Genomic DNA, 22,126 nt, shown 5'->3' on the forward strand with positions numbered 1-22,126 from the left:
CATGTACCAGATCGACATCCTGATCCAGGGCTACCCGGGACGCGCCGTCTGCCACGGCGGCCTGGGCTGGAGCACCAGCACCCTGCTGCGCTCGGCCGGCCGCAAGATCCTGGTCGACGTCGGCGCCTTCGGCGTGCGGCATCAACTGGCCAAGCACCTGCAAGCCTGTGATGTCGCGCCCGCCGACATCACCGACGTCGTGCTGACCCACGCCCACTACGACCATGCGGTCAACTTCACCCTGTTTCCCAACGCCACCGTCTGGATCGGCCAGCAGGAACTGGAATGGGCCGCCGCGCAGCCGCCGGGATTCAACCCCTTACCCGAGCTGTATGTGCAGGAACTGAACCGCCAGGCTCGCGTGCACCGTATCCACGACGGCGACACCTTCCTGCCCGGCATCACCGCCATCGCCTCGCCGGGTCACACGCCCGGCCATCTGCTGTTCTACGTCGACGATCCCCGCCAGGCGGTGCTGTTCACCGGCGACGCGGCCAAGAACCGCGCGGAGCTGCTTTCCGGCCAAGTGGCCGACACTGCCGATGCGGCAGCCAGCCACGCCAGCCTGCAACGCATCTGGGCGTGGTGGCGCAAGCGGCCCGGAACCTTGCTGGTGCCGGGGCATGACCTGGGCATGACGCTGGATGACAGCGGCGCGCCCGTCTACGTCGGCGAGCGCCGCGCCGCGATCAATGCCTGGTTTGGGGAAGATCTTCAGCCCACGCGGATTGATCTGTGTTGTGGCGGGACGGCGGGGCGCCACCGTGTCTGATGTCCACCGCACGCCCGCTGTTGGCTTGTGCTTCTGTCTCTGATTAGCCCGATCCCTTCTGCTTTTTTCTCACCACCATGACCGCTATCGACCCCCGCATCCTCCAGGCCTTCACCCCCACCGGCAACCTGCGCGCCACCATCAACCTGGGCAACCCCATTCTGGCCAGACGCGACGCAGACGGCGCCGCCGCCGGCGTCTCGGTCGACCTTGCCCGAGCCTTCGCCGACAGACTGGGCGTGCCGTTGACCCTGGTCGTGCTGGACAGCGCCGGCAAGGCCGTCGACACCGTCAGCCAGAACAACGCCGACATCGGCTTTTTCGCCATCGACCCCAAGCGCGCCACCGACATCGCTTTCACTGACGCCTATGTGCTGATCGAAGGCGCCTACCTCGTGCGCCAAGACTCCCCCTTGCACGATATGGCCCAGGTCGACGATGTGCGCCACCGCGTCACCGTCGGCCAAGGCAGCGCCTACGACCTGTACCTGACGCGTGAACTGCGACGCGCCACTATTACCCGAGCCGCCACCTCGCCCACCGTCGTCGACACCTTCCTGGGACAAGGCACGGAAGTCGCCGCCGGCGTGCGTCAACAGCTCGAAGCCGATGCCTCCCGCCTGGGCGGGCTGCGCCTGTTGCCCGGCAGCTTCATGACCATCCGCCAGGCCATGGGCCTGCCCCGCAGTCGCGGCGAGGCCGCGCAGCGGGTGCTGGCCACCTTCGTCGAAGACATGAAACGCAGCGGATTCGTCGAGCAGGCCTTGGCCCGCCATGGCATCGAGGGCGCCGCGGTCGCGCCTGCGGCCTAGGGATTTCGTTAAACTGACGCTTTCCCGCCTTCTTTTGCGCCCCGCTGCCCGCGGGGCGCATTGCCTTGCCCCATGTCCGAAAAAACCCACGACATCCGCCCCGGCCAGTCGATTGAACTGCTCAAGGCCCTGCACATCCTGACCCGCGACGGCAAGATGAACCAGGACAGCCGCAGAAAGCTGAAACAGGTCTACCACCTGTTCCAGTTCATCGAGCCCCTGCTCAAGGACGTCCAGCTGGAACGCGGCGCCGTCACCCTGGCGGACCATGGCGCGGGCAAGTCGTACCTGGGCTTCATCCTGTACGACCTGTTCTTCAAGGAACAAAAGGATGCGGCCAAGAACGGCTCGCACATCTACGGCATCGAAACCCGCGAAGAACTGGTCAAGTCATCCGAAGAACTGGCCAGGCGCCTGGGCTTTGACGGCATGTCGTTCCTGAACCTGTCGGTGGCCGAATCGATCACCTCGGACAAGCTGCCCAAGACCATCGACGTCGTCACTGCCCTGCACGCCTGCAACACCGCCACCGACGATGCGATTCATTTCGCGCTGGAAAAGAAAGCCAAGTACATCGTCGTCGTGCCCTGCTGCCAGGCGGAAGTGGCCTCGGTGCTGAGAAAGAACAAGGCCCGCGCCCTGGCCGATCCGCTGGCTGAAATCTGGCGCCACCCGCTGCATACGCGGGAATTCGGCAGCCAGATCACCAACGTGCTGCGCTGCCTGCAACTGGAAGCCCACGGCTACCAGGTCAGCGTGACCGAGCTGGTCGGGTGGGAACACTCGATGAAAAACGAGCTGATCATCGCGCAGTACAAGAACCTGCCGCGCAAAAAGCCGGCCGAGCGCCTGACCGAGATGCTGGACCGGATCGGCCTGCAGGAATTGAAGGAACGGTTTTTCCTGCCGGAACCGGTGGTGGCGGCATAAAGCAAAAAGCGAAACCCATCCCAGGTTTCGCTTTTTTTGAGTCATGGCCGCACGGGCAGCCCCGCGGCCTCGACCGCTTGAATGCCCGCGCCGGGATCAATTGCTGCGACGCAGCCGATCCGTGGACTGCTTGTTCAGCCGCTTGGCTTCGGCTTCGGCGTAGTCTTCCTCGCCCTCTTCATACTTGCCGTCATACATGCAGCTGCTGCGGACCCAGCCGCATTCGCCAACGACCTTGGCGCAGCCCGAACTGAGCACCGCGAGAAACAGCACGACACCGTAACGGCCCAACGTTTGAATCGACATATTGCTCCTTGAGGTTCCCGGTAGTGTACGGGTGAGGATGAGGGCTACGGCCGCGAAACGCAGTAAAAAATGGTGTCAAACACCGGGGAGATCAATGAAAGACACGGCCGTACCCTGGTGGCGGGCGTCTGAATCATTGCAAGCAGGGTCCTGCATCTTCGCGCCGGCCTACCGCCCAGGTATCGGAATCTGGCATCATCGCCCTTTTCGGCGGATCACTTTCCATGCGCAAACTCCTGAGCCTTCGCGACGGCATCGAAGCCATTGCCGCGCGCCATGACGACAGCGATGTCTGGGACCGTTATTGCTGGGTTTACGTGACTGATGACGTGCCGCTGGTCGATGCCCGACTCTATCTGTCGACCCGCGAAGACGAAGATGACCCCGCCGTCGATGAAGATGGCGAGGAACATCCCGCCTTCGCCATCGCGCACGGGCTGGTCAGCTATCTTGAAGCCGCCACCTTTGCCGACGTATTGAGTGTGCAAAAACGTCAGCAGCCGTTGTCACGGCTCGAAGACTATGCCGCCGCGCTCGAACACTATGCCGAGCAGGATGCATTTCTGGACCGTGGCGAGTTTTACAGCGGCGGCAACGAACCCGAACTGACGCCTGGCTTGTCGCGCGACCTCTACGCGGAATACGACCTGCAACTGATCGCGTGCCCGGCAGACCGCCTGCTGGCTGCCGCAAAGGCGACCGCCGACCTGCTGGATATCAACGCGGCCGACGCGCTGAACCGCTGCCGGCAACTGCCGCTAGCACTGGGCGAACGCGTCGATGCCCGCGAGCGCGACCGCATCGAGGCGCGATTTGCGGATATTGCTTTGCCGTTGCAGCGAACCACTCATGTATCGCTTGCTTGGCAAATGGGCCGAGTCTGACAACCGAAGCGCCAGACTACGACCCGGCATTTCATCGAACCGTAGTCTGACATCCGTGCCTGGCAGGACTCGCCCCCCTTGCTCTGGATCAGCGCGGCGTGCCGATCTGCAGCAATGTCAATTCACGCCGCATATAACGGTTCATCACCTGAGCCAGAATCGGATTTCCGGCATTCTCCGCCTTGGGCGAGGTCAGGTTGACGACCGCCGCGCACAGCTTGCCCGCTTCCACCGTACGTCCGGAGATCTTGGCCTCGACCGCCGCGGCCATGCTTTCCTTCCAGGCGGCGCCGATGCCATCAACCGCTTGCTTGGCGGTGGCGCAATCCGCGTAGGACAGCGACACCACGACCGCCGGCAGATTGTCGATCTGGGCGTCCGCGATGATCCCCCCGAAGTAAGGCGGGATACCGCGGCCATTCGCTTCGGCCGCGGCTTGCAGATTCTGCTTTGCCGTATTGATATCGGCGCCCGAAGCAAGCAGCACTTTCGCGGGATCAATCGCGGCAAGGCCGATGACAGGCGAGATGACCACTGCCTGCACAATGCGGCCGCGGTCCGCCGGCACGCCTTCCTTCAAACCGGCAACAGCGGCGGCGACGATTTCGTTGTCCGCAACCGAGGGGGCGGGCTGTGCCAGTCGCTTCATGTCCGCAGCCGACGACGCCTGGATCAACGCCGTGTCCCGCGGCAAGACAAAGCTTGTCTTGCCCATCATCCCTCGCCACGGATCCTTCGGGTTGCCCTTTTTCATATCCATGGCGCCGGCCGCACCGTTGGCGATCAGGCCCGGCACGTCACCGTCGACCGCAGCGAAATCGCCCTGCTTCAGATCGGCAACCAACTTGGCGACGGCCTGCTTATCTTTCAATCCCCAATAGCTGATATTGGCAGGCGCCTGGCCGAATCCCGCGAAATAGGAAACGTCATCGAAAGAGACCTTCGCGTTCAGCGACCACGGGTCCAGACCGTACCCGAGAGATTCGAGCGGGCGGATGAACGGGGCGAAAGCCAGTCTGCGCAGGCCTTCGGGCGACGGCCCGGTCTTTTCCAGCCCCCGCCAGGCCTGCACGTCCATGAAGAAAACCTGCATCGCTTCGGGAGCGCCGAGCACCATCGGCGGTAGCTGCTTGAAGGCCTGTTGCAAGGATTGCGTGCTGTCCTGTGCCACAGCGGAAGATCCAAATCCTGCCAGCATGCAAAGTGCAAGGGCCTTTAAGCGCATCAACTTTCTCCGTTTTTCATGGTGGGTTTGACGTGTGGGTGATCCCCCTTGGGGCAAGCCGATCCCGCCAACCGCTGTCGCGGCAATGGGCGGCAGCGCACTTGAAGACCTGCCTTGCGGGTTCGAATTGGGCCAAGGCAGAAATTTGGGGACGCGACACGATCGATGGGAAATAGTACCTGAAGGCTGGAGAATCGACCCCGATGCACTCCGTTCACCAAGCGGCAACGCGGACAGGACAACGATTGGCGGACCGCACCAACGACGATGGGGCAAGCAAAATCGTGGCCATCATGCCGCGAAGCGATAAACCCCTGTGCATCACTTGAATTCTCCTTTCATACACGTCACCCAGCTTCTTTCAGTTCCATGTTGCAGAGCTCACCGTGCCATCGACGCCCGACCTACCGGCGAGGATGTCTGTTGCTTTCGCAAGCAGCAGGGGTCCGAACGACGAAAGGGCCGCTGATGCCAGAGTTAATGACAGCGCGCACGTCAAAAGCGATACGCTTTTACGTCCCATGCCCTCAGTCAAAAGAAGGAGTAAGAATGACCCGTTCTTCATGTGCTCTTGTGCCTTATCGAGAAATGGTGTTGTGACCTTCCCCCGCAAATTGGACAGCTCAAAACTGCAGAGTGGCTGCCAAGCTGGCCGAGATATCGGTGACTAACAGCTCAGGGACAAGCCTGGCCCAACGATTCGTCATGGTTCACTCCTCTATGCATATGATGAATGTGGCTCGATCAAGAGCGACAGTCTGGTAGCCACAGCGGAGTGTAGATTTATCTGCGTGCCAGGCAATCCAACCCGCCGCCGCGCACATCTTCACAGACGATCACAACTCTTCCGTATCTGATCGTCTGAACAGGCTGCACAATAGCGAGATACCTTCATCACGGCGCCCCCCCCGCACACCTGGCGAGCCGCCCGTGCAGGCCCCAAGTTCTCAAAGGATGCCCCCATGCCGACCTTCCGAATCAAACTGCTCGCAGGCGTTGCGCTGCTTGCCACGGCGGCCACCGCGTCGGCCATCACGACCGATCCGGTGTTTTCCACCCAGGCACTCGGATTGTCCAAGTCCACCGCGGCACAGGGCGATAACGCCCCGCAAAATGGCGCCGAGCCTTGTGACCCCAAGGAGCGGCTGCAAATCGGACTGTCGGACAGCGACACGAAGTTGGTGCTGCCCTGGTTCGTGACCGAGCTGAAGGATGCGGTGAATGAAGGCCGGTCACTCGAGGACACGGCCCAGGGGTTGGCGCGGGGTCTTTGAACCCGCGCGATGTGAGAAGTTGATTTCTCCGCGCGGGATCATGCGGCCACATCAGCCGTCAACGGCAGACGCCATGCAGCGCCATGCACGACTAAGACAACGACAGCTTGGTCGAACCGCGCGGCCTGGAAGGTGCGAGCCATGTCGAGTCGGTCGGATCGGGCGTTGAAAATGGAAAGTTCCGGCATGGGCCGAGTGCCGCGCCGGGTCAAGCCCCACCGTCCGCCGCCGGCTTCGCGCTGCTTGCGATTGCCGTTGCTATCGCCATTGCCCTTGATTGGCCGACGGACGAATGCCTATCCAGCCGCCCCCGCCCTATTTCTTCGGCGCGTAAACCACCTTGATCGGCGAGCCCGGCTTGAAATTCGCGGACTGCGGTCCGTATTCCGGATTGAATGACGGATGCCAGGCGCGCAGCTCGGTATCCGACAGCCATTCCAGTTGCAGTTGATCTTCTGGCGTAGGCGCATCAAATTGCGCCAGGGATTTGACGGCGGATTGGCAGGCTTCCGACACGCCGCGTTCCAAAATCGAAACCTGTGTCTTCTCCGTCCAGGTCAGCGACCCGGGTTGCGGGCATTTGCGGACTTGGACGTGATATTTACCGCCGGGCGACGGCAGATCGACGACGATCTTGTCGGGGCCGCACGCGGTCAACAGGACGGACATGCCTAGCAAGAGCGGGAGGCTTTTTTTCACCGGTGATCCTTTTATCTCTTTTGTCTGTTGGGCCGTTTTCTTGGCGCGGCGCTTGGTTCTGATCGAACGCATGGCCGTGCATCCGTCGGCCTGGAAACTGCTGGAAATGATACCGTGGGGCGCTACCGAGACGTTCCGCGATGTTTTAACCAAATATGTTCTAAACACCTGCCCTGGCTCTACAATTTCCACCGCGCCGGGCCGCCGGCTTCCAGCCCCAGCGGCATCGGCGCAGATCGGGACGCCAGCCGGCACAGGCGGCAGCCAGACCCATCCGCGCATTCCTCAACCCACTGACCAGGACTGTTGCATGCTGAACCGGGAACGTTATCGTGGCCGCCTGATCGACCACATCGGCTTGGTCGTGCGGGATTTTACGGCGAGCAAGGCTTTTTATACGGCCGTTTTCAACGCGTTGAGTATCCCCATCGGCGGCTCGGACGAGCGCAATCTCTGGGCGGACGAGCTGTTTATCTCGACGGCGGATAGCAACGAGGTGACAGGCCACCTGACCGGCCGCATTCATCTGGCGTTCCAGGCGCGGGACCGGGCGATGGTGGACGCGTTCTACCAGGCGGCGATGGCGCAGGGCGGCCGGGATAATGGCCCGCCGGGCGAACGCCACTACCATCCGGGCTATTACGCGGCGTTTGTACTGGACCCGGACGACAACAATATCGAAGCGGTGTTCCACGGCGAGTCCGAGCGCAGCGCGGCCGCGGTGCATATCCGCTATTGAGACCGGCGCCGATCAACGCTATCCGCCTCAAAGCCGGAGTATGCTGCCCCAGAGCACCTGCTCGCAGAGTCGTCAACGGTCTTACCGACCCAAAGGAACCGCCATGCTTGATCTCTCGTCGAAATCGCGCCGCATCGCCTTGACCGCGTTGACGCTGGGCATGGCGAGCGCCCTGTTCACCGGCTGCACCACCACCGGACCGCAATCGACGGCCTCGGCCGCCGACAAGCGCCAGGAATTGAATGCCGCCGCCACGGCGACCTTGTCCAAGCTGTACGAGGCCGCGCCTCAATCCAAGCAGCTGGTGGCGCAAGCGCGCGGGGTGTTGGTGTTTCCAGCCGTGTTGAGCGCCAGCTTCATCGTGGGCGCCCAGCATGGGTCGGGCGTTCTGCGGGTCAATGGCCAGGACACCGGGTACTACAGCATCACGGGCGGGTCCATTGGCCTGCAGATCGGCGCGCAGTCCAAGGCCATGGTGGTCATGTTCATGACGGACGATGCCCTGGCCAAGTTCCGCAACAGCAGCGGCTGGACGGTGGGCGCCGACGCGACGGTGGCCGTGGCGAATCTGGGGGTGAACGGCAATATTGATTCCTACACCGTCCAGCAGCCCATCGTCGGCTTTGTGTTGAACAACGGCGGCCTGGTCGCCGGGGTGTCGGTGGACGGCAGCAAGATTTCGCCGTTGCTGCTGTAGCCCCCTCGGGCGGGTTGTCGAGACTCGCCCTACCCCCGCTGGCTCAACGCGCGGCTGATGCGGTTCTTCGCCACGGTCGTCTTGGGCACCTTGAACGGGAACCACGTCCGCACGTCTTCGTCCAGCCCGATGCCGTGCATGTAGTTGTAGATCGCCTTTTTCAAGGCCCGGCCGAGCGCGTCGTGATCGACGCCGGTCGGGTCATGAAAGCCGATGTCGTTCTTGGCAAACGTGACCTCGGGCAGCGGCTGCAACGTAACGCCGTATTCCTCGGGGTTCTTGCCCACCGGGGAATGCACCGTACAGGCAAAGCGGTGGAAAAACCCGCTTTGGATGCAGTCGTTCTCGAACAGCTGGCGCACGTATTCCAAGGCATCGACGGTGTCCTGCACCGTTTGCGTGGGAAAGCCGTACATCAGGTAGGCGTGCACCAGGATGCCGGCGTCGGTGAAGGCGCGGGTGACGCGAGCGACCTGATCGACCGACACGCCTTTTTTCATCAGGTTCAGCAGGCGGTCGGACGCGACCTCCAGCCCGCCGGACACGGCGATGCAGCCGCTGTCGGCCAGCAGTTCGCATAGTTCGGGGCTGAAGGTCTTTTCAAAACGGATATTGCCCCACCACGAGATGCCGGCGTTGCGCTCGATCAGTTCGGTGGCCAGGGCCTTCAGTGATTTGGGCGGCGCGGCCTCGTCGACGAAGTGAAAGCCGGTCTGGCCGGTTTCGCGAACGATGGCTTCGATGCGGTCGGCCAGCACGGTGGCAGACGCCCCTTCGTAGCGGCCGATGTAATCCAGGCTGACGTCGCAGAAGCTGCATTTCTTCCAGTAGCAGCCGTGCGCCACGGTGAGCTTGTTCCAGCGGCCGTCGCTCCACAGGCGGTGCATGGGGTTCAGCATGTCCAGCAGCGACAGGTAGCGATCCAGCGGCAGGCCATCCCAGGTGGGGGTGCCGACTTCGGCGAAGGCCACATCGGGCTCGACCATGTTGATGTAGCGGACCGCGCCGGATTCGGCGTCGCGCACGAAGGTGCGGACCAGACGCGAGCGCGAGCGCTTGCCTTGCACGTGTTCCAGCAGGGCCAGCAAGGGACGTTCGCCGGCGTCCAGGCAGACATAGTCGAAGTAGTCGAAGACGCGCGGGTCTTTCAGTTCGCGCAGTTCGGTGTTGACGAAGCCGCCGCCCAGCACGGTGACGATGCTGGGGTCCTGGGCTTTGATGGCCTGGGCGATGCGGAAGGCGGCGTAGACGGCGCCGGGGAACGGCACGGACAGCAACACCATGGTGGGCTGGTGGCGTTCCAAGGCTTCGTGAGTCAGGTCGCGCAGCGTGTCGTCGACCAGGTTCAGCGGCGCCGCCAGGGCTTCGGCCAAGGGGTCGAAGGTGGGCTGGCTGCCGGCCAGCGATTCGGCATAACGCACGAATTCAAAGCGCGAATCGATGCCATCGCGCAGCACGTCGGCCAGGTCGTTCAGGTACAGGGTGGCCAGGTGTTTGGCACGGTCTTGCAGACCCAGCGCGCCGAAGGCCCAGCCCAGCGGGTCGCCACCGTCCTCGTCCATGTACACGTCCAACGTGGCAAAACGCGGCCCTTCGGGCAGGAAATTGCGACCGGCGATGCGGTGCGCCAGCGTGGAATCCCGGCCTTGCAGGAAGGCGATGACCGGGCCGATGGTGGCCAGGTAGCGCGGCTGCATGGCGATGAAGGCCTGGATGGGCGGGGTGTGCTTGTCCAGGGGCAGCGCATCGATCTGGGCTGCGACGGCGCGCAGGCCGTCAGCGGACAACAGGCGCAGCACCAGGGCCAGCGCGAGGTCCTCTTGCACCGCCGGAACCTCGCGCGAACGCAGAAAGCCGGTCAGGTAGGCCGTGGACGGGTATGGAGTGTTGAGCTGCGTCATCGGCGGAATGACCGACAGGACGCGTAAAGGCAAAGGGGACATGAGGCACGGCAAGGCTGCCGTCAAAGCGGGGATCAGGGAGGATTATAGGCAGTGCGGCGCCCTGCCCGCCGCGCCGGTCCGATTGGCTACACTTGTCCGATGCGCCACGCCCCCGACCCGTTCGCCCCGCCCCAAAAGCGCCCTGTACGCCAGAATTCGCTGCTGTGGATCATCGAGCCCCTGGAACGGGACGCGAATTTCACGCACCGCAAGATGTTCGGCTGCGACGCGGCGTATCTGGATGGGTCCCTTTTTCTGGTCGTGGCCGACCGGGACGAGCCCTGGAATGGGGTCATGGTGTGCACCTCGCACGATCGCCAGGCAGCGCTGATCGACGAGATTCCCGCCCTGGTGCCGCATCCACAGTTGGGCAAGTGGCTGTACTTGCCGCAAACGGACGAACAATTTGAGACCTGGGCCGCGCATCTGGTCGCGCTTGCGCTGGCGCGGGATCCGCGGATGGGCGTGGTGCCCAAACCGCGGGCGCGGCGGCGCAAATCATGGCGGGCCGAAGAATAAGCCTCAATACTGATACCGCACCGTCAAGGTCGCGCTGCGCCCCGCGCCCCACGCGCCCTGGTTGTAGAACCCCACCTGCGAGTAGTACTTGCGGTCGAACAGGTTGTTGATGTTCAACTGCGCCGACAGGCTGCGGTCGAACTTGTAGCGCGCCATCAGGTTGGTCAGGGCGTAGCTGCCCTGGCTGACACGCTCTTGGCCATTGGGGCCGCTGGCCAGGGTATACACGCTGCTCTGCCAGTTGACGCCGCCCCCCACGGTCAGGCGGTTCCAGTTGCCGGGCAGCTGATAGGTGGTGAACAGGCGCACCAGGCTGCGCGGCTGGTCGGTCTGGATACCGTTGCCGTCACCGTCGCGGGCGGTCCAGTGTGAATAGCCGGCCGCAATGTTCCAACCCGGCGTCACTTCGCCAGACATTTCCAGGTCAAAACCGCGGCTGCGGGTGCCCTGGCCGGCGCGATAGGCCTGGTTGATGGTGCCGGGCACGAATTGGCCCGGATCGACCTGCGCGACGTTGTCCTGGTTCATCTGGAACACGGCGGCGGACGCGTTCAGGCGGCCTTCCAGGAATTCGCCCTTGACGCCGGCTTCGTACGCCTTGCCTTCCAGCGGATCCAGCCAACTGCCGTTGCGGTCCTGGAAGCTTTGCGGGTTGAAGATGCCGGTGTAGCTGACGTAGGCGGTGTAGTTCTCGTTGATGTCGTACAGCACCCCGGCGTAGGGCGTGAAGGCTTCTTTGTCGAAGGCCTGTTTGTTGCCGCCGCCAAAGCCCACCGAGTCCGTTTTCCAGGTGCTGTAGCGCCCGCCGACGATCAGTTTCAGAGGGTCCGCCAGGCTGAAGCGCAGCGCGCTGTACCAGCCGGTCTGCTTGGTGGTATAGCGGCTGGCGATGGACGAGTCGCCCCACTGCGGTTCGGGATACGAGCCGTCCCAATCGTAGAAATTGCCGACCGGCGCGGCGGCGCCCACCGGGAAGCGGCCGCGGAAGTCGGCATATTGACGGTTGAAGCTGGCGCCGAACACCGCTTCATGGGTGCGGCCAAGCAGTTTGAAGGGGCCCGAGGCCTTCACGTCCAGGCTGTTCTGCTGGCGGTCGCCGTAGTACCAGGCCGGCGATCCGTTCACGCCCGAGCCGGTGTTGCGGTCGGGCAGCCCGTACAGGTACAGCAGCTTGCCGTCCATTTCGTTCTTGGAATAGGACGCCGTGGTCTGGATGCGCCAGTCATTGTCGAAGCGGTGTTCCAGACTGGCGAAGGCGCCCTGCGCGGTGCTGGCCCACGAGGACCAGTCCGCGCCGGTGTTCAACGAACGCTTCCAGTCCGTGCGGCCGCCGTCGGCGTACCACAGCGGAAAGCCGCCCCAGCTGCTGCCTGTGGGCTGGTTGTCCTGGTAGTTGAAACCGACGCTTAACGTGGTGCGCGACGTCAGGTCGGCATCGATCACGCCGTAGAAGACTTTCTTGCGATTCTGGTAGTTGTCCAGGAAGGAATGGTTGTCCTGGTAGGCCGACACGATGCGGCCGCGCACGCTGCCGCTGGCGTTGAGCGGCGACGACAGGTCGACGGTGGCGCGGTAGGTGTCCCAGCTGCCGGCGCTGACGCTCATGTCGGCCGTGAATTCGCGGCTGGTGGCGTGCTTGCGCACCAGGTTGACGGACGCCGACGGGTTGCCCGCGCCGGTCAACAAGCCCGTGGCGCCGCGCACGACTTCGACGCGGTCATAGATGATCGGGTCCTGCGACGACTCGCCGCCCGCGTAGCCCATGTCGAAATACGTGGGGATGCCGTCATACATGTAGTTGCTGATGGCGAAGCCGCGCGAGTTGAACGAATACCGCTCGCTGTCGTAGTTCTGCACCGAGATGCCGGGCGTACTGGCCATGATGTCGGCCAGCGACCGCATGTTCTCGTCTTCGATGCGCTGGCGCGTGACCACGGTGACCGATTGCGGGGTTTCGCGCAAGGTCATGGGCAGGCCGGTACTGGCCGCGGTGGCGCGCGGCGTGTAGGCGCCGGTCCCTTCCGTGGTGGTGAGGTCGCCCTGTCCTTCCACCTGCACGGCGGGCAGCGTGGCGACGCCGTCCTGCTGGGCCAGCGCGGCGCTGCTGGCCAGCGCCATCAGCACCAGGCTGGTGGTGCGCCGCAAGGCGGCGCGGGGACGAACGGAGAGGATGGGGCCGACGGGCCGCGGGTCTTGCATGGTGGTTTCCTTGCACGGGATTGAACAACAAATCGCAAGGAATTGTAATTGCAAACGCTTCTCATATATATTTATAAATTGATTGCAATGTTGCGCGACATGCGGCCCTATTCATTCACTCGCCTAGCCGAACCACCACCTTGCCGAAGTTCCTGCCTTCCAGCAGGCCGATGAACGCTTGCGGCGCCTGCTCAAGCCCGTCCACAACGTCCTCGCGCCAGCGCAGCGTGCCCGCTTTGATCCACTGCGCCGCCTGGCGCAGGAATTCCTCCTGCTGCGCATCGACGAACTCATGCTGGATGAAACCGCGCAGCGTGATGCTCTTGGCCAGGATCTCGCGCATCGTGGCCGGCAAACGATCCGGGCCGCTCCTGACCGCCGGGTCATCGTTGTAATTGGCGATCAACCCGCACACCGGCACGCGCGCAAAGTTGTTCAGCAGCGGCAGCACCGCGTCCCACACGTGGCCGCTGACGTTCTCGAAATACACGTCGATGCCGTCGGGGCAAGCCCGCGCCAGTTGCTGCGCGAAATCGGGCGCCTGATGGTCGACGACGGCGTCAAAACCCAGTTCATTCTTGACGAAGGCGCACTTCTCGGGGCCGCCGGCAATGCCCACGGCGCGCGCGCCCTGGATACGGGCGATCTGGCCTACGACCGAGCCGACCGCGCCGCTGGCGGCCGCGACCACCACGGTTTCACCCGGCTTGGGTTGGCCGATGTTGCGCAGGCCCGCGTAGGCGGTAAAGCCCGGCATGCCCAGCACGCCCAGCGCGGTGGACGGCGCGGCGATGGCCGGGTCCAGCCGGCGCAGGTCACTGCCATCCGACAGCGCATAGTGCTGCCACCCCGACGCGGACAGGACGAGGTCGCCTTCGGCCCAGCCGGGGTGGCGGGACGCCTGCACCCGGGCGACCGTGCCGCCCACGATCACTTCGCCGATCTCGATGGGCGGCGCATAGGACTTGGCCGCGCTGATACGCCAGCGCATGTAGGGATCCAGCGACAGGTACTGGACTTGCAACAGCACCTGGCCGTCGGCGGGTTCGGGAATGGGCGCATGTTCGAAACGGAAATTGCTGGGCGTGGGCCGGCCGACGGGACGGGAGGCTAGGACGACACGCAGGTTTTGGGGGGCAGACATGGGAAGAATCTCCGTGGGTAAGGTCAGCGAATTTGCGACACCTCGATCCTAGGGATCCGTCAGAGATAAAGGTAGACTGATACCTGATAATCCAGACTTAACAGGTTGATAATGTCAGGCGACTTTGACCCCGCGTTGCTGCGCACGTTTGTGGCGGTTTGCCGCCATGGCAGCCTGAGCCGCGCTGCGGATCAGGCCGGGCGGGCCCAATCGGCGCTCAGCACGCAGATCCGCCGGCTGGAAGAGATGGTGGGCAAGCGCCTGCTGCACCGGACCGGCCGCGGCATGGCCCCCACGACGGAAGGCGAACTACTGCTGAGCTACGCCAACCGCATCCTGGCGCTGGGCGAGGCGGCGGCGGCCCGGCTGCGCGAGCGCGCGGTCGCGGGCAGCGTGCGCATCGGCCTGTCGGAAGACGTGGCCGTGGCGGCCTTGCCCGCCGCGTTGGGCCGCTTGCGGCGGTCCTGTCCCCAGCTGCATCTGGAGGTCGTGGTGGACGACGGCGAAAGACTGGCCGCCCGCTGGCAAGAAGGCACGCTGGACGTGGCGATCGGCGTTTGCGCCGCGTTTCTGGACGAGCCCATCCAGACCTGGACGGTGGATCTGCACTGGGTCTGCGCCATCGACGACACGCCCGATCCCGACGCGCCGCTGGACGTGATCGTGTACGCCGAGCCCTGCTCGTGGCGCCGCCTGGTGTTTGACTCGTTGACCGCGGCGGGACGCGACTTTCGCGTGTCCCTGACCAGCCACAATGTGGGCGCCACGATCGCCGCCGTCGAAAACGGCCTGGGCGTCGCGGTGTTGAGCAGCGAATGCGTGCGGCCCGACACCATGCGCATCATTTCGATCGGCCCCGACGGCCCCGACGGCCCGGCGAGCCTGAGCGCGCGATTCGGAATGTATGCGTCAAAGCGGCTGAACACCAGCGGCCGCGCCGCGGTGTCGTTGCTGCGTGAAAGCCTGCAGGGATGGCGTTGATTACCGGAACCGAAGATGCCGCCGCTGCAGTTCCGCCACGGACTTGCAGCCCATCAGCTTCATTGCCCGTTCGATTTCGATGCGCATCTGGTCCAGCGCCCTTTCGACCCCGGGCCGTCCCGCGGCGGCCAGGGGGAACAGGTAGTACCTGCCCAGCCCCACGGCCTTGGCGCCCAGCGCCAGGGCCTTGAGCACGTGTGTGCCGCGCTGCACGCCGCCATCCATCATGACGTCAATGCGGTCACCGACCGCGTCGACGATTTCGGCGAGCTGGTCGAAGGCGCTGCGCGAGCCGTCCAGTTGGCGTCCGCCATGGTTGGACAGCACGATGCCGGTGCAGCCGATGCCGACAGCGCGCTTGGCGTCTTCGACCGACATGATGCCTTTCAGGCAGAACTGGCCGCCCCACTCTGCCACCATCGCGGCGACGTCGTCCCAGTTCATGGCCGGATCCAGCATGTCGGTGAAGTAGCGGCTGATGGACATGGCGCCGCCGCCCATGTCGACGTGGGTGTCCAGCTGCGGCAGCCGGAAGCGTTCGTGAGTGAGGTAATTGATGGCCCAGGCCGGCTTGGCGGCGAATTGGGCGATGCCGGCCAGGTTCAGGCGAAACGGAATGGCGAAACCGGTGCGCTTATCGCGTTCGCGGTTGCCGCCGGTGATGCTGTCCACGGTCAACATCATGACCTGGACCCCGGCGGCCTTGGCGCGGGCCATCATCTCGCGGTTCAGGCCGCGATCCTTGTGGAAATAGAACTGGTAGACCTGGGGGCCGCCGCTGATCTGGCGGGCCTCTTCCAGGCTGACGGTGCCCAGCGACGACACGCCGAACATGGTGCCGAACTTGCCGGCGGCGGCGGCCACGGCGCGTTCGCCGTCGTGATGGAACAACCGTTGCAAGGCGGTGGGCGAGCAATAGACCGGCAGCGCCAGCTTCTGGCCCATCACGGTGACGGACGTGTCCACCTGGGCCACGCCGCGCAGCACGTCGGGCACGAGGTCGCAGGCTTCGAAAGCGCCGGTGTTGCGGCGGTAGGTGGTCTCATCGTCGGCGGCGCCGTCGATGTAGTTGAAGATCGGGCCGGGCAGCCGCTGGCGGGCCATGCGGCGAAAGTCGTGGAAGTTCTGGCACTGATTCAGACGCATCGGAAGACCTTGATCAACGCAGCGGAAAGTTCATCGCACCGCAAGGCGTGCGGCCGCGATGGCGCCGCCATGATATCGCCAAAGCCCGCGCCAACCGGGGGCTGTGCGCCACGAAATTTCCGCTAGGGCATCACGAAATTTTAGATACCCGCCGCTTGCGCATTCGGCATGGCAAGCGGGCCAGATCAGCCTCTGGACAAGACGCCCGGCCTACGATTCGCCGAACACGCCGCGCCAGGCGCGCGTCAACTCGGCGGCATCCGCTGGCGCTACCCATCGCTTGCCGCCCAACGCCATGGCCGCGTACAGCAAGGCATCCGCGGCATCGCGCCACAGCGGCGCCAGCCATTGCTCGGTTTCACCGTCGTCTTCGATCAGCACGAAGGCGTCGTCGCCATCCACGGCCTGGGCGCGCTGGCGCAGCAGGGTGTGGATCAGGAGCAAGCCGGAATGAACAGGCGACCGCGCCTTGTCGCCGCGACGCGTTGCGGCGAGCACGCCGCGCCAGGCTTGCAGGGACTCGGCTTGCGCGGTGTCCGTTACGGGCGGCGCCAGCGCGTCGCGGTCTTCGGACCAGCGCATCCATGCACGGCCGTAGGCCTGCCATGCCTGCGGCGGCAGACCCGCGGCCAGCTGCGCGGCCTGGGCGCGCGACAGATTGCCGATCTGCGCCAGCAGGCCGGCGACCGCGGCGCCATCCGGGCCGAACAGGGCCGACAGCGGCAGGGCCTCGCGCAGTTCAATGGCGGCGGCGCGCCAATATCCGGGTTGCGCCACCAGGCCCGACATGTCGCCCAGCTGCGTGACCCGCACGCGCCACAACTGGCCGGGCCAATGACTGCCGATCGTGATGGTGGCAATGGATTGATCGACGACGATCCAGGGCGGCACGGCTTGCGTCAGCCTGACCGTATTGCCGGATCGTTCCAGACCCAAGGAGGGTTCGGCAGCCTCGAACCAGAAGCCTTCAAGGCCGGCGGGAGCCTGTGGCTGCGCGGGGACTTGCGCCGCGGCAGAGCGCACTAGCTTGCCTTGCCGGCGCGCTGCGCCTGGATCAGTTCCATCACATTCAGCGTCAGACGCGTGGTGTGGCTGCGCATGGCCAGGTAGGCCTGTTCGGGCTGGCCGGCCAGGATGGCCTCGACGATCTTCTGGTGCTCGCGGTGCGATACCTCGAAGCGGCGCTCGACGCCGGACTGGGCCGCGCGGAACGGCGCGAGCCGTTCACGCAGGCTTTCCACGGCGGCCACCAGCGTGGCGTTCTGCGTGCCCTGGCAGATCAGTTGATGAAAGCGCGAGTTCAGCTCGAGATAGGCGTCGGCATCGCGCTTGTCGGCCACCGATTCGGCCTCTTCGTGCAGGAGCTCAAGTTGGCGGCGCTGCATGGCGCTCATGCGTTGCGTCGCGATGCGGCAGCAGAGCGATTCCAGCTCGCACAAGGCTTCGAGCATGTCGACCAATTGCTCGGGACTGGTGTTGATGACCACGCCCCCGCGCCGCGGCACCAGTTCGATCAGGCCACGCGCATCCAGCAGGCGCAGCGCTTCGCGCACCGGAGTACGCGACACCTGGAATCGTTGCGCCAGGGCGGGCTCTTCGAGTTTCTCGCCGGGCGGCAGGACGCCGGAGATGATGTCTTCGGCGAGCTGTTGGCTGATTTGGGCGGCGATGGTAGGCACTGAAGTCCTTCGGATCCGTGGCGAAAGTGCAAAAAATTATACACGCCCCCATTTTTTGAACGAAATAGGGACGAAAGATGTTCCGTCCGAATCATCTGCGCTCATATCTCTTATTTTGTACACATCCAACCGCCATGGCGTGATGCCACAGCCGGCGCCGGCATGCCATGCCAGTCCTTCGCCAAAGCACTTCGGCCGAACCTCTCCTGCCCAACCAACGTCCGGGTTCTCCCCAAAGGGAATTCTTTAAATCGTTGATGTATACATTTAACTATCAATGTACACTTCGAAAAAATCATGTACTTCAAAAGGGCAAGGGGAGACAACGGCATGACACCCACTTCAAAGCAGTGCGCAAGGACCCGCCGGCCACGCCAAGCAAGGCGTCGGCAGACCGCGCAAAAACAAGTCGTGGTAGCGGCAATGCTGGCGGCCACCGCCGGACCGGCGCTGGCCCAGTCGGGCAGCAGCGTCCAGATCTACGGCTTCATCAAGGAAGACGTGGAAACGGTCAGGCTGTCGGGCAATGGCCGCAGTGAAACCCTCACGCGGTTGGCGAACGACCTGTCGGTGCTGGGGTTTCGCGGACAAGAGCGCATCAACAGCGATCTGGAAACGTTCTTCCAGATCGAGACCAATCTGCGCATGACAGGCGGCGGCACGTCCGAAATCTCCGACCGCAATTCGGGGCTGGGGCTGCGTGGCCCCTGGGGCGAATTCCTGATGGGGCAATGGGAAATGCCGTTGCGTTTCGCGTCGGTCTATACGGTGGATCCATTCACGGCGGGCGTGTTCGCGTCGAACTCGATCATGGGCAACGGCTTCACGACGGCCGGCAATGGCATGGCGCCCCACTCGTTCGACCGGCGCCAGAAGAACCTTTTCCAATACACCACGCCGAACTGGCGCGGCTTCAGCCTGAAGATGGGCGTGACCCTGCCCGAACGCATGCCCACGGGCAATCCCATGGCGTGGTCCGGGCTGGCCAGCTACGCCAGCGGCGACTGGTTCGTGGCCTGGGGCCACGAGTACCACCGCGACTATTTCTACGACGGATCGGCAGACCATGCCGACCGCCTGGCCGTGACCTACACGTTTGGCGGCACCAAGTTGCGCGGCGCCTACGAGCGCCTGCGCTACCAGCCCACACCGGGCCAGTCGGTGTACCGGGATGCCTGGCAATTGGCCGCCACCCACAGCTTCGGTCCGCATCAGCTGCGCGCCTCGTACACCTATGGCGCCGACGCGCACGGCGACACGACCAAGGCGGTGGGCGGCATCGGCGTGCCCGGCTCGGGTTCCAGCGCCTGGCAGATTTCGCTGGGCTACGGCTACACGCTGTCCAAGCGCACCGAGGTCTGGACGTCGTTCACGCGGCTCGTCAATGGCGAGACCTCTCGCTACAACCTGTCCGGCAATCCCCTGCCGCAACTGACGGCGGGCGATGCCGCGACCGCCTTCGGGGTGGGCATCACGCACAAGTTCTGATGCCGCCCGCCACCGCTTTCATCCACCCGGTTCCAACCAGGAGCATCTCCATGAGCAACAAACTGCGCCACATCGCCCTGTCCGTGCCCGACCCTTGGGCGGCCGCGGAGTTCTATCAGAACGCCTTCGGCTTTCGCAAGGTTGGCGAAACGGATTCGTCGCTTGCGCGCGGCGTCTATCTGACGGACGGCACCATCAGCATCGCGCTGCTGAACTACAAGAGCGACCATGCGGCGGGCGAAGACCGCGGCAAGGATTTCGTCGGCCTGCACCATATCGGCGTCTGGGTCGAAGACATCGTGCAGGCCCGCAAGACGGTCGAGGCCGCTGGCGGCAATTACTACATGGGAGAGGTGCCGGTGAAAGGCAACATCTTCTATGAGGTGAAGTACCGCGACCCGAACGGCATCATCATCGACCTGACCGACCACGGCTGGGGCGGCGCATCGCGCAGCGGCAGCGACAGCGAGGCCGGCCCGGCCCTGCGCAATCCCGACTTGAAGGCCGATCGCGGCGGTCTCTGAGGCCGGCTCCGCGCGGCGATGTCCCGGCGGGGCATCGCCGGCCTGCCGCCGGGTATCAGGCCGGCAAACGGACGGGATGGGCTGGCGCGCCCTGCGCGAACCACCCGTTCAGGTTATGCGCCAGCGCCTCGTGCTGTGCAATGCGCGTTTCGGGCGAGCGGCCGGCCAGGTGCGGCGTCAGGATGACCTGATCCATCGTGCGCAGCGCGTCGGGCACGAGCGGTTCGGTTTCCAGCACATCCAGCGCAGCGCCGGCGATGACGCCATGCGTCAGCGCCTCGATCAGCGCGCCGGTGTCCACCACCGTGCCGCGCGACACATTGACGAGAAACCCCGCCGGTCCCAGCGCCTGGAGCACGCGCGCATTCACCAGATGATGCGTCTGCGGCCCGCCTGGGCACGTCAAGGCCAGCACATCGGAGGCGGCCGCCAGCGACACCGCGTCGCCGTACGGGGCGTACTCGCCGCCCTGCGTGCCTTCGTGCTGCAAGTAAGCCACCTGCATGCCCACGGCCGCGCCCAGCTTGGCGAGCCGGTGGCCGATATTGCCCAGGCCGACGATGCCCAGTGTCTTGCCGCGCAGGCCGGGCCGCGCCGCGCGCAGGGCCTCCCAGCCGCCGGCCTTCACGCCGCGGTCCAGCTCGGGTATGCCGCGCGCCAGCGCCAGCATGAGGGTCAATGCATGGTCGGCCACCACCTGGCCGTTGGCATCCGGCGCATGACAGACGCGTACCTGCCGCGCCTGCGCCACGCGCAGATCGATCTTTTCAAAACCGGCGCCGAAGCTGGCGACCAACTCCAGGGCGGGCAGCGTCGCAAACTCGTCCGCGCTCAGTCCCGTGGAGCCGTTGGTGACCACTGCCCGGGCGCGGTCACGGGCGGCGGCGTCGGCCTGCGCCCAGGGCATCACCTGATAGCAAGGCGCCATGAGGGCCAGCCAGTCCGCGTCCAGCGGCACGCGGGTCAATACCAGCGGCACGCCCGCGCGGCCTTGCTGGGTGTCGTTCTCTTTTGGTGTTCCGTTCATGGCGGCGCTTTGCCTCCTCAAGGGGGGTGAAACCAGGGAGGCAAAAATTATCACAAACCTCTTTACGTGTATACACTTAACCATTAAAGTATTCATAACGAAGAAACTAAACACATCTTCCGAAGCCTCGCAATTCCATCGTCATAACAACAAGGAGATCCCCGTGATCTGGCACGGTCTAGCAACTTATGAACTGAATGGCGCCGAGCAGCCCGGCCTGGTGGTCGACAACACGCTGTATGACCTGGCGCAACTGGCTCGCGCCTGCCAGGCGGAACAGCCAGCCGGCGCCGCCAGCGTGGGCGCGATGCTGGATGCCTGGGACCTGGCCAACCCGCAATTGGCCTCGCTGGCCGAACAGGCGCCCGGCCTGGCCGCGCAAGGCCGTCTGGCTGCCATCGAGGGGGCGGCCTACGCCATTCCCTATCGGCCGCGCCGCATCTTCGGGGTCGCGTCGAACTTCTACGAGCACGCCGACGAAATGGGTACCGAACTGGCGGCGCGCGCCGAAAGCCAGCCCTACGTCTTCATGAAGGCGCAGACCAGCGCCATCCCCACCAAGGCAACAGTGCTGATGCCTGCGGAAACCGAAAAGCTGGATTGGGAAGTCGAGCTGGGCGTGGTCATCGGCAAGACCTGCCGCCACGTGTCCGTGGAAGACGCGCTGTCGGTCATCGCCGGCTACACGGTGTTCAACGACATCAGCGCCCGCGACCTGAACCGCCGCACCGACTACCCCTTCAAGCACGACTGGTTCCGCGGCAAAAGCTTTGACACCTTCGGGCCGATGGGGCCGTGGCTGGTGCCTGCGGGCTGCATCGCCGATCCGCAGAACCTGCGCATGACGCTCAGCGTCAATGGCGAGCCGATGCAGGATGGCAACACCTCGCAGATGATTTTCTCGGTGGCCGAACAGATCGCCTACCTGTCGCGCATCCTGACGCTGCAGCCCGGCGACCTGATCGCCACCGGCACGCCCGACGGCGTGGGCATGGGCCGTGGCGTGTATCTCAAGCCTGGCGATACGATGCTGGCCTGGGTCGAAGGCATAGGCGCCATCGAAAACCCGGTCGCCCTGGAAGGCCGATAGGCCCCCACCGCGCAACCCTGATAACGACGGGGCGGACAGCCCCGCGAG

The 22,126-nt window shown here is 64.5% G+C and carries 22 protein-coding genes; 12 read left to right on the top strand and 10 right to left on the bottom strand.

Going from position 1 to position 22,126, the window contains the following annotated elements:
- The first annotated feature begins 1 nt into the window (after nt 1).
- From A9974_RS14565 to A9974_RS14575, 3 genes are all read left to right on the top strand, one after another.
- Complete coding sequence (locus A9974_RS14565; RefSeq protein WP_183004884.1) at nt 2-772, top strand: MBL fold metallo-hydrolase; 771 nt, start codon at nt 2-4, stop codon at nt 770-772.
- A 77-nt stretch (nt 773-849) separates the two neighbouring features.
- Entirely contained in the window at nt 850-1,584 is a 735-nt protein-coding gene (locus A9974_RS14570) for a transporter substrate-binding domain-containing protein (protein ID WP_183004885.1), read from the top strand.
- A gap of 72 nt (nt 1,585-1,656) precedes the next feature.
- Entirely contained in the window at nt 1,657-2,514 is an 858-nt protein-coding gene (locus A9974_RS14575; protein WP_183004886.1) for an SAM-dependent methyltransferase, read from the top strand.
- A gap of 96 nt (nt 2,515-2,610) precedes the next feature.
- Here A9974_RS14575 and A9974_RS14580 read toward each other — a convergent pair whose 3' ends face one another.
- A complete protein-coding gene (locus tag A9974_RS14580) occupies nt 2,611-2,820 on the bottom strand; it encodes a hypothetical protein (protein ID WP_025136111.1) in 210 nt (69 codons plus the stop codon).
- A 224-nt stretch (nt 2,821-3,044) separates the two neighbouring features.
- Here A9974_RS14580 and A9974_RS14585 point away from each other — a divergent pair, with 224 nt between their 5' ends.
- The gene (locus A9974_RS14585) at nt 3,045-3,704 is read left to right on the top strand and encodes a hypothetical protein (protein WP_183004887.1); all 660 of its coding nucleotides are present in this window, start codon (nt 3,045-3,047) and stop codon (nt 3,702-3,704) included.
- 88 nt (nt 3,705-3,792) lie between these two features.
- Here the strand turns inward: A9974_RS14585 and A9974_RS14590 are convergent, their stop codons facing one another.
- A complete protein-coding gene (locus A9974_RS14590; RefSeq protein ID WP_370539635.1) occupies nt 3,793-4,875 on the bottom strand; it encodes a hypothetical protein in 1,083 nt (360 codons plus the stop codon).
- 1,016 nt (nt 4,876-5,891) lie between these two features.
- Here A9974_RS14590 and A9974_RS14595 point away from each other — a divergent pair.
- Complete coding sequence (locus A9974_RS14595) at nt 5,892-6,203, top strand: hypothetical protein (protein ID WP_183004888.1); 312 nt, start codon at nt 5,892-5,894, stop codon at nt 6,201-6,203.
- Between the two features lie 315 nt (nt 6,204-6,518).
- On the opposite strand, the gene A9974_RS14600 is transcribed toward A9974_RS14595, so the two are convergent.
- Nucleotides 6,519-6,974 carry a hypothetical protein gene (locus A9974_RS14600; protein WP_255468174.1) on the bottom strand — a complete coding sequence of 152 codons (456 nt, stop codon included), beginning with the start codon at nt 6,972-6,974 and terminating at the stop codon, nt 6,519-6,521.
- Between the two features lie 238 nt (nt 6,975-7,212).
- Between A9974_RS14600 and A9974_RS14605 the strand changes: the two genes are divergently transcribed.
- Both A9974_RS14605 and A9974_RS14610 read left to right on the top strand, forming a co-directional pair.
- On the top strand, nt 7,213-7,641 hold the full coding sequence (locus A9974_RS14605) for a VOC family protein (RefSeq protein ID WP_183005202.1): 429 nt from the start codon (nt 7,213-7,215) through the stop codon (nt 7,639-7,641).
- A 160-nt stretch (nt 7,642-7,801) separates the two neighbouring features.
- Nucleotides 7,802-8,338 carry a YSC84-related protein gene (locus tag A9974_RS14610; RefSeq protein WP_370539639.1) on the top strand — a complete coding sequence of 179 codons (537 nt, stop codon included), beginning with the start codon at nt 7,802-7,804 and terminating at the stop codon, nt 8,336-8,338.
- Between the two features lie 29 nt (nt 8,339-8,367).
- Here A9974_RS14610 and A9974_RS14615 read toward each other — a convergent pair whose 3' ends face one another.
- The gene (locus A9974_RS14615; RefSeq protein ID WP_183004890.1) at nt 8,368-10,281 is read right to left on the bottom strand and encodes a radical SAM protein; all 1,914 of its coding nucleotides are present in this window, start codon (nt 10,279-10,281) and stop codon (nt 8,368-8,370) included.
- Nucleotides 10,282-10,380: 99 nt separating this feature from the next.
- Here A9974_RS14615 and A9974_RS14620 point away from each other — a divergent pair, with 99 nt between their 5' ends.
- Nucleotides 10,381-10,800, top strand: a complete 420-nt coding sequence (locus A9974_RS14620; RefSeq protein WP_183004891.1) for a hypothetical protein — start codon at nt 10,381-10,383, stop codon at nt 10,798-10,800.
- Nucleotides 10,801-10,803: 3 nt separating this feature from the next.
- Here A9974_RS14620 and fhuE read toward each other — a convergent pair whose 3' ends face one another.
- Both fhuE and A9974_RS14630 read right to left on the bottom strand, forming a co-directional pair.
- Nucleotides 10,804-12,999 carry a ferric-rhodotorulic acid/ferric-coprogen receptor FhuE gene (fhuE, locus tag A9974_RS14625; RefSeq protein WP_183004892.1) on the bottom strand — a complete coding sequence of 732 codons (2,196 nt, stop codon included), beginning with the start codon at nt 12,997-12,999 and terminating at the stop codon, nt 10,804-10,806.
- Between the two features lie 115 nt (nt 13,000-13,114).
- The gene (locus A9974_RS14630) at nt 13,115-14,143 is read right to left on the bottom strand and encodes an NADP-dependent oxidoreductase (RefSeq protein WP_183004893.1); all 1,029 of its coding nucleotides are present in this window, start codon (nt 14,141-14,143) and stop codon (nt 13,115-13,117) included.
- 111 nt (nt 14,144-14,254) lie between these two features.
- On the opposite strand from A9974_RS14630, the gene A9974_RS14635 reads away from it, so the two are divergent.
- The gene (locus tag A9974_RS14635) at nt 14,255-15,124 is read left to right on the top strand and encodes a LysR family transcriptional regulator (protein WP_183004894.1); all 870 of its coding nucleotides are present in this window, start codon (nt 14,255-14,257) and stop codon (nt 15,122-15,124) included.
- On the opposite strand, the gene A9974_RS14640 is transcribed toward A9974_RS14635, so the two are convergent.
- The 3 genes from A9974_RS14640 to A9974_RS14650 form a co-directional block, all read right to left on the bottom strand.
- Nucleotides 15,125-16,270: an alpha-hydroxy acid oxidase gene (locus A9974_RS14640; RefSeq protein WP_183004895.1), complete on the bottom strand. Its 1,146-nt coding sequence runs from the start codon at nt 16,268-16,270 to the stop codon at nt 15,125-15,127.
- A gap of 210 nt (nt 16,271-16,480) precedes the next feature.
- Complete coding sequence (locus A9974_RS14645) at nt 16,481-17,206, bottom strand: hypothetical protein (protein WP_220805952.1); 726 nt, start codon at nt 17,204-17,206, stop codon at nt 16,481-16,483.
- Nucleotides 17,207-17,292: 86 nt separating this feature from the next.
- Nucleotides 17,293-17,949 (bottom strand): GntR family transcriptional regulator, encoded by a 657-nt coding sequence (locus A9974_RS14650; protein WP_183004897.1) that lies wholly within the window; start codon nt 17,947-17,949, stop codon nt 17,293-17,295.
- A gap of 423 nt (nt 17,950-18,372) precedes the next feature.
- On the opposite strand from A9974_RS14650, the gene A9974_RS14655 reads away from it, so the two are divergent.
- Nucleotides 18,373-19,437 carry a porin gene (locus A9974_RS14655; RefSeq protein WP_183004898.1) on the top strand — a complete coding sequence of 355 codons (1,065 nt, stop codon included), beginning with the start codon at nt 18,373-18,375 and terminating at the stop codon, nt 19,435-19,437.
- Between the two features lie 50 nt (nt 19,438-19,487).
- Nucleotides 19,488-19,961 carry a VOC family protein gene (locus A9974_RS14660; RefSeq protein ID WP_183004899.1) on the top strand — a complete coding sequence of 158 codons (474 nt, stop codon included), beginning with the start codon at nt 19,488-19,490 and terminating at the stop codon, nt 19,959-19,961.
- 55 nt (nt 19,962-20,016) lie between these two features.
- On the opposite strand, the gene A9974_RS14665 is transcribed toward A9974_RS14660, so the two are convergent.
- A complete protein-coding gene (locus A9974_RS14665) occupies nt 20,017-20,988 on the bottom strand; it encodes an NAD(P)-dependent oxidoreductase (protein ID WP_183004900.1) in 972 nt (323 codons plus the stop codon).
- A gap of 163 nt (nt 20,989-21,151) precedes the next feature.
- On the opposite strand from A9974_RS14665, the gene A9974_RS14670 reads away from it, so the two are divergent.
- On the top strand, nt 21,152-22,078 hold the full coding sequence (locus tag A9974_RS14670; protein WP_183004901.1) for a fumarylacetoacetate hydrolase family protein: 927 nt from the start codon (nt 21,152-21,154) through the stop codon (nt 22,076-22,078).
- The last annotated feature ends 48 nt before the right edge of the window (nt 22,079-22,126 follow it).

The sequence above is a fragment of the Achromobacter sp. UMC71 genome (assembly GCF_014170305.1).
Lineage (GTDB): Bacteria > Pseudomonadota > Gammaproteobacteria > Burkholderiales > Burkholderiaceae_B > Achromobacter.

What these genes read in the sequence shown, in the direction of transcription:
- A9974_RS14655 (WP_183004898.1), top strand. Translation starts at nt 18,373, where the DNA reads ATGCTGGCGGCCACCGCCGGACCGGCGCTGGCCCAGTCGGGCAGCAGC.
- A9974_RS14565 (WP_183004884.1), top strand. Translation starts at nt 2, where the DNA reads ATGTACCAGATCGACATCCTGATCCAGGGCTACCCGGGACGCGCCGTC.
- A9974_RS14660 (WP_183004899.1), top strand. Translation starts at nt 19,488, where the DNA reads ATGAGCAACAAACTGCGCCACATCGCCCTGTCCGTGCCCGACCCTTGG.
- A9974_RS14575 (WP_183004886.1), top strand. Translation starts at nt 1,657, where the DNA reads ATGTCCGAAAAAACCCACGACATCCGCCCCGGCCAGTCGATTGAACTG.
- A9974_RS14615 (WP_183004890.1), bottom strand. Translation starts at nt 10,281, where the DNA reads ATGTCCCCTTTGCCTTTACGCGTCCTGTCGGTCATTCCGCCGATGACG.
- A9974_RS14595 (WP_183004888.1), top strand. Translation starts at nt 5,892, where the DNA reads ATGCCGACCTTCCGAATCAAACTGCTCGCAGGCGTTGCGCTGCTTGCC.
- A9974_RS14585 (WP_183004887.1), top strand. Translation starts at nt 3,045, where the DNA reads ATGCGCAAACTCCTGAGCCTTCGCGACGGCATCGAAGCCATTGCCGCG.
- A9974_RS14610 (WP_370539639.1), top strand. Translation starts at nt 7,802, where the DNA reads ATGGCGAGCGCCCTGTTCACCGGCTGCACCACCACCGGACCGCAATCG.
- A9974_RS14630 (WP_183004893.1), bottom strand. Translation starts at nt 14,143, where the DNA reads ATGTCTGCCCCCCAAAACCTGCGTGTCGTCCTAGCCTCCCGTCCCGTC.
- A9974_RS14665 (WP_183004900.1), bottom strand. Translation starts at nt 20,988, where the DNA reads ATGAACGGAACACCAAAAGAGAACGACACCCAGCAAGGCCGCGCGGGC.
- A9974_RS14640 (WP_183004895.1), bottom strand. Translation starts at nt 16,270, where the DNA reads ATGCGTCTGAATCAGTGCCAGAACTTCCACGACTTTCGCCGCATGGCC.
- fhuE (WP_183004892.1), bottom strand. Translation starts at nt 12,999, where the DNA reads ATGCAAGACCCGCGGCCCGTCGGCCCCATCCTCTCCGTTCGTCCCCGC.
- A9974_RS14600 (WP_255468174.1), bottom strand. Translation starts at nt 6,974, where the DNA reads ATGCGTTCGATCAGAACCAAGCGCCGCGCCAAGAAAACGGCCCAACAG.
- A9974_RS14620 (WP_183004891.1), top strand. Translation starts at nt 10,381, where the DNA reads ATGCGCCACGCCCCCGACCCGTTCGCCCCGCCCCAAAAGCGCCCTGTA.
- A9974_RS14580 (WP_025136111.1), bottom strand. Translation starts at nt 2,820, where the DNA reads ATGTCGATTCAAACGTTGGGCCGTTACGGTGTCGTGCTGTTTCTCGCG.
- A9974_RS14635 (WP_183004894.1), top strand. Translation starts at nt 14,255, where the DNA reads ATGTCAGGCGACTTTGACCCCGCGTTGCTGCGCACGTTTGTGGCGGTT.
- A9974_RS14605 (WP_183005202.1), top strand. Translation starts at nt 7,213, where the DNA reads ATGCTGAACCGGGAACGTTATCGTGGCCGCCTGATCGACCACATCGGC.
- A9974_RS14570 (WP_183004885.1), top strand. Translation starts at nt 850, where the DNA reads ATGACCGCTATCGACCCCCGCATCCTCCAGGCCTTCACCCCCACCGGC.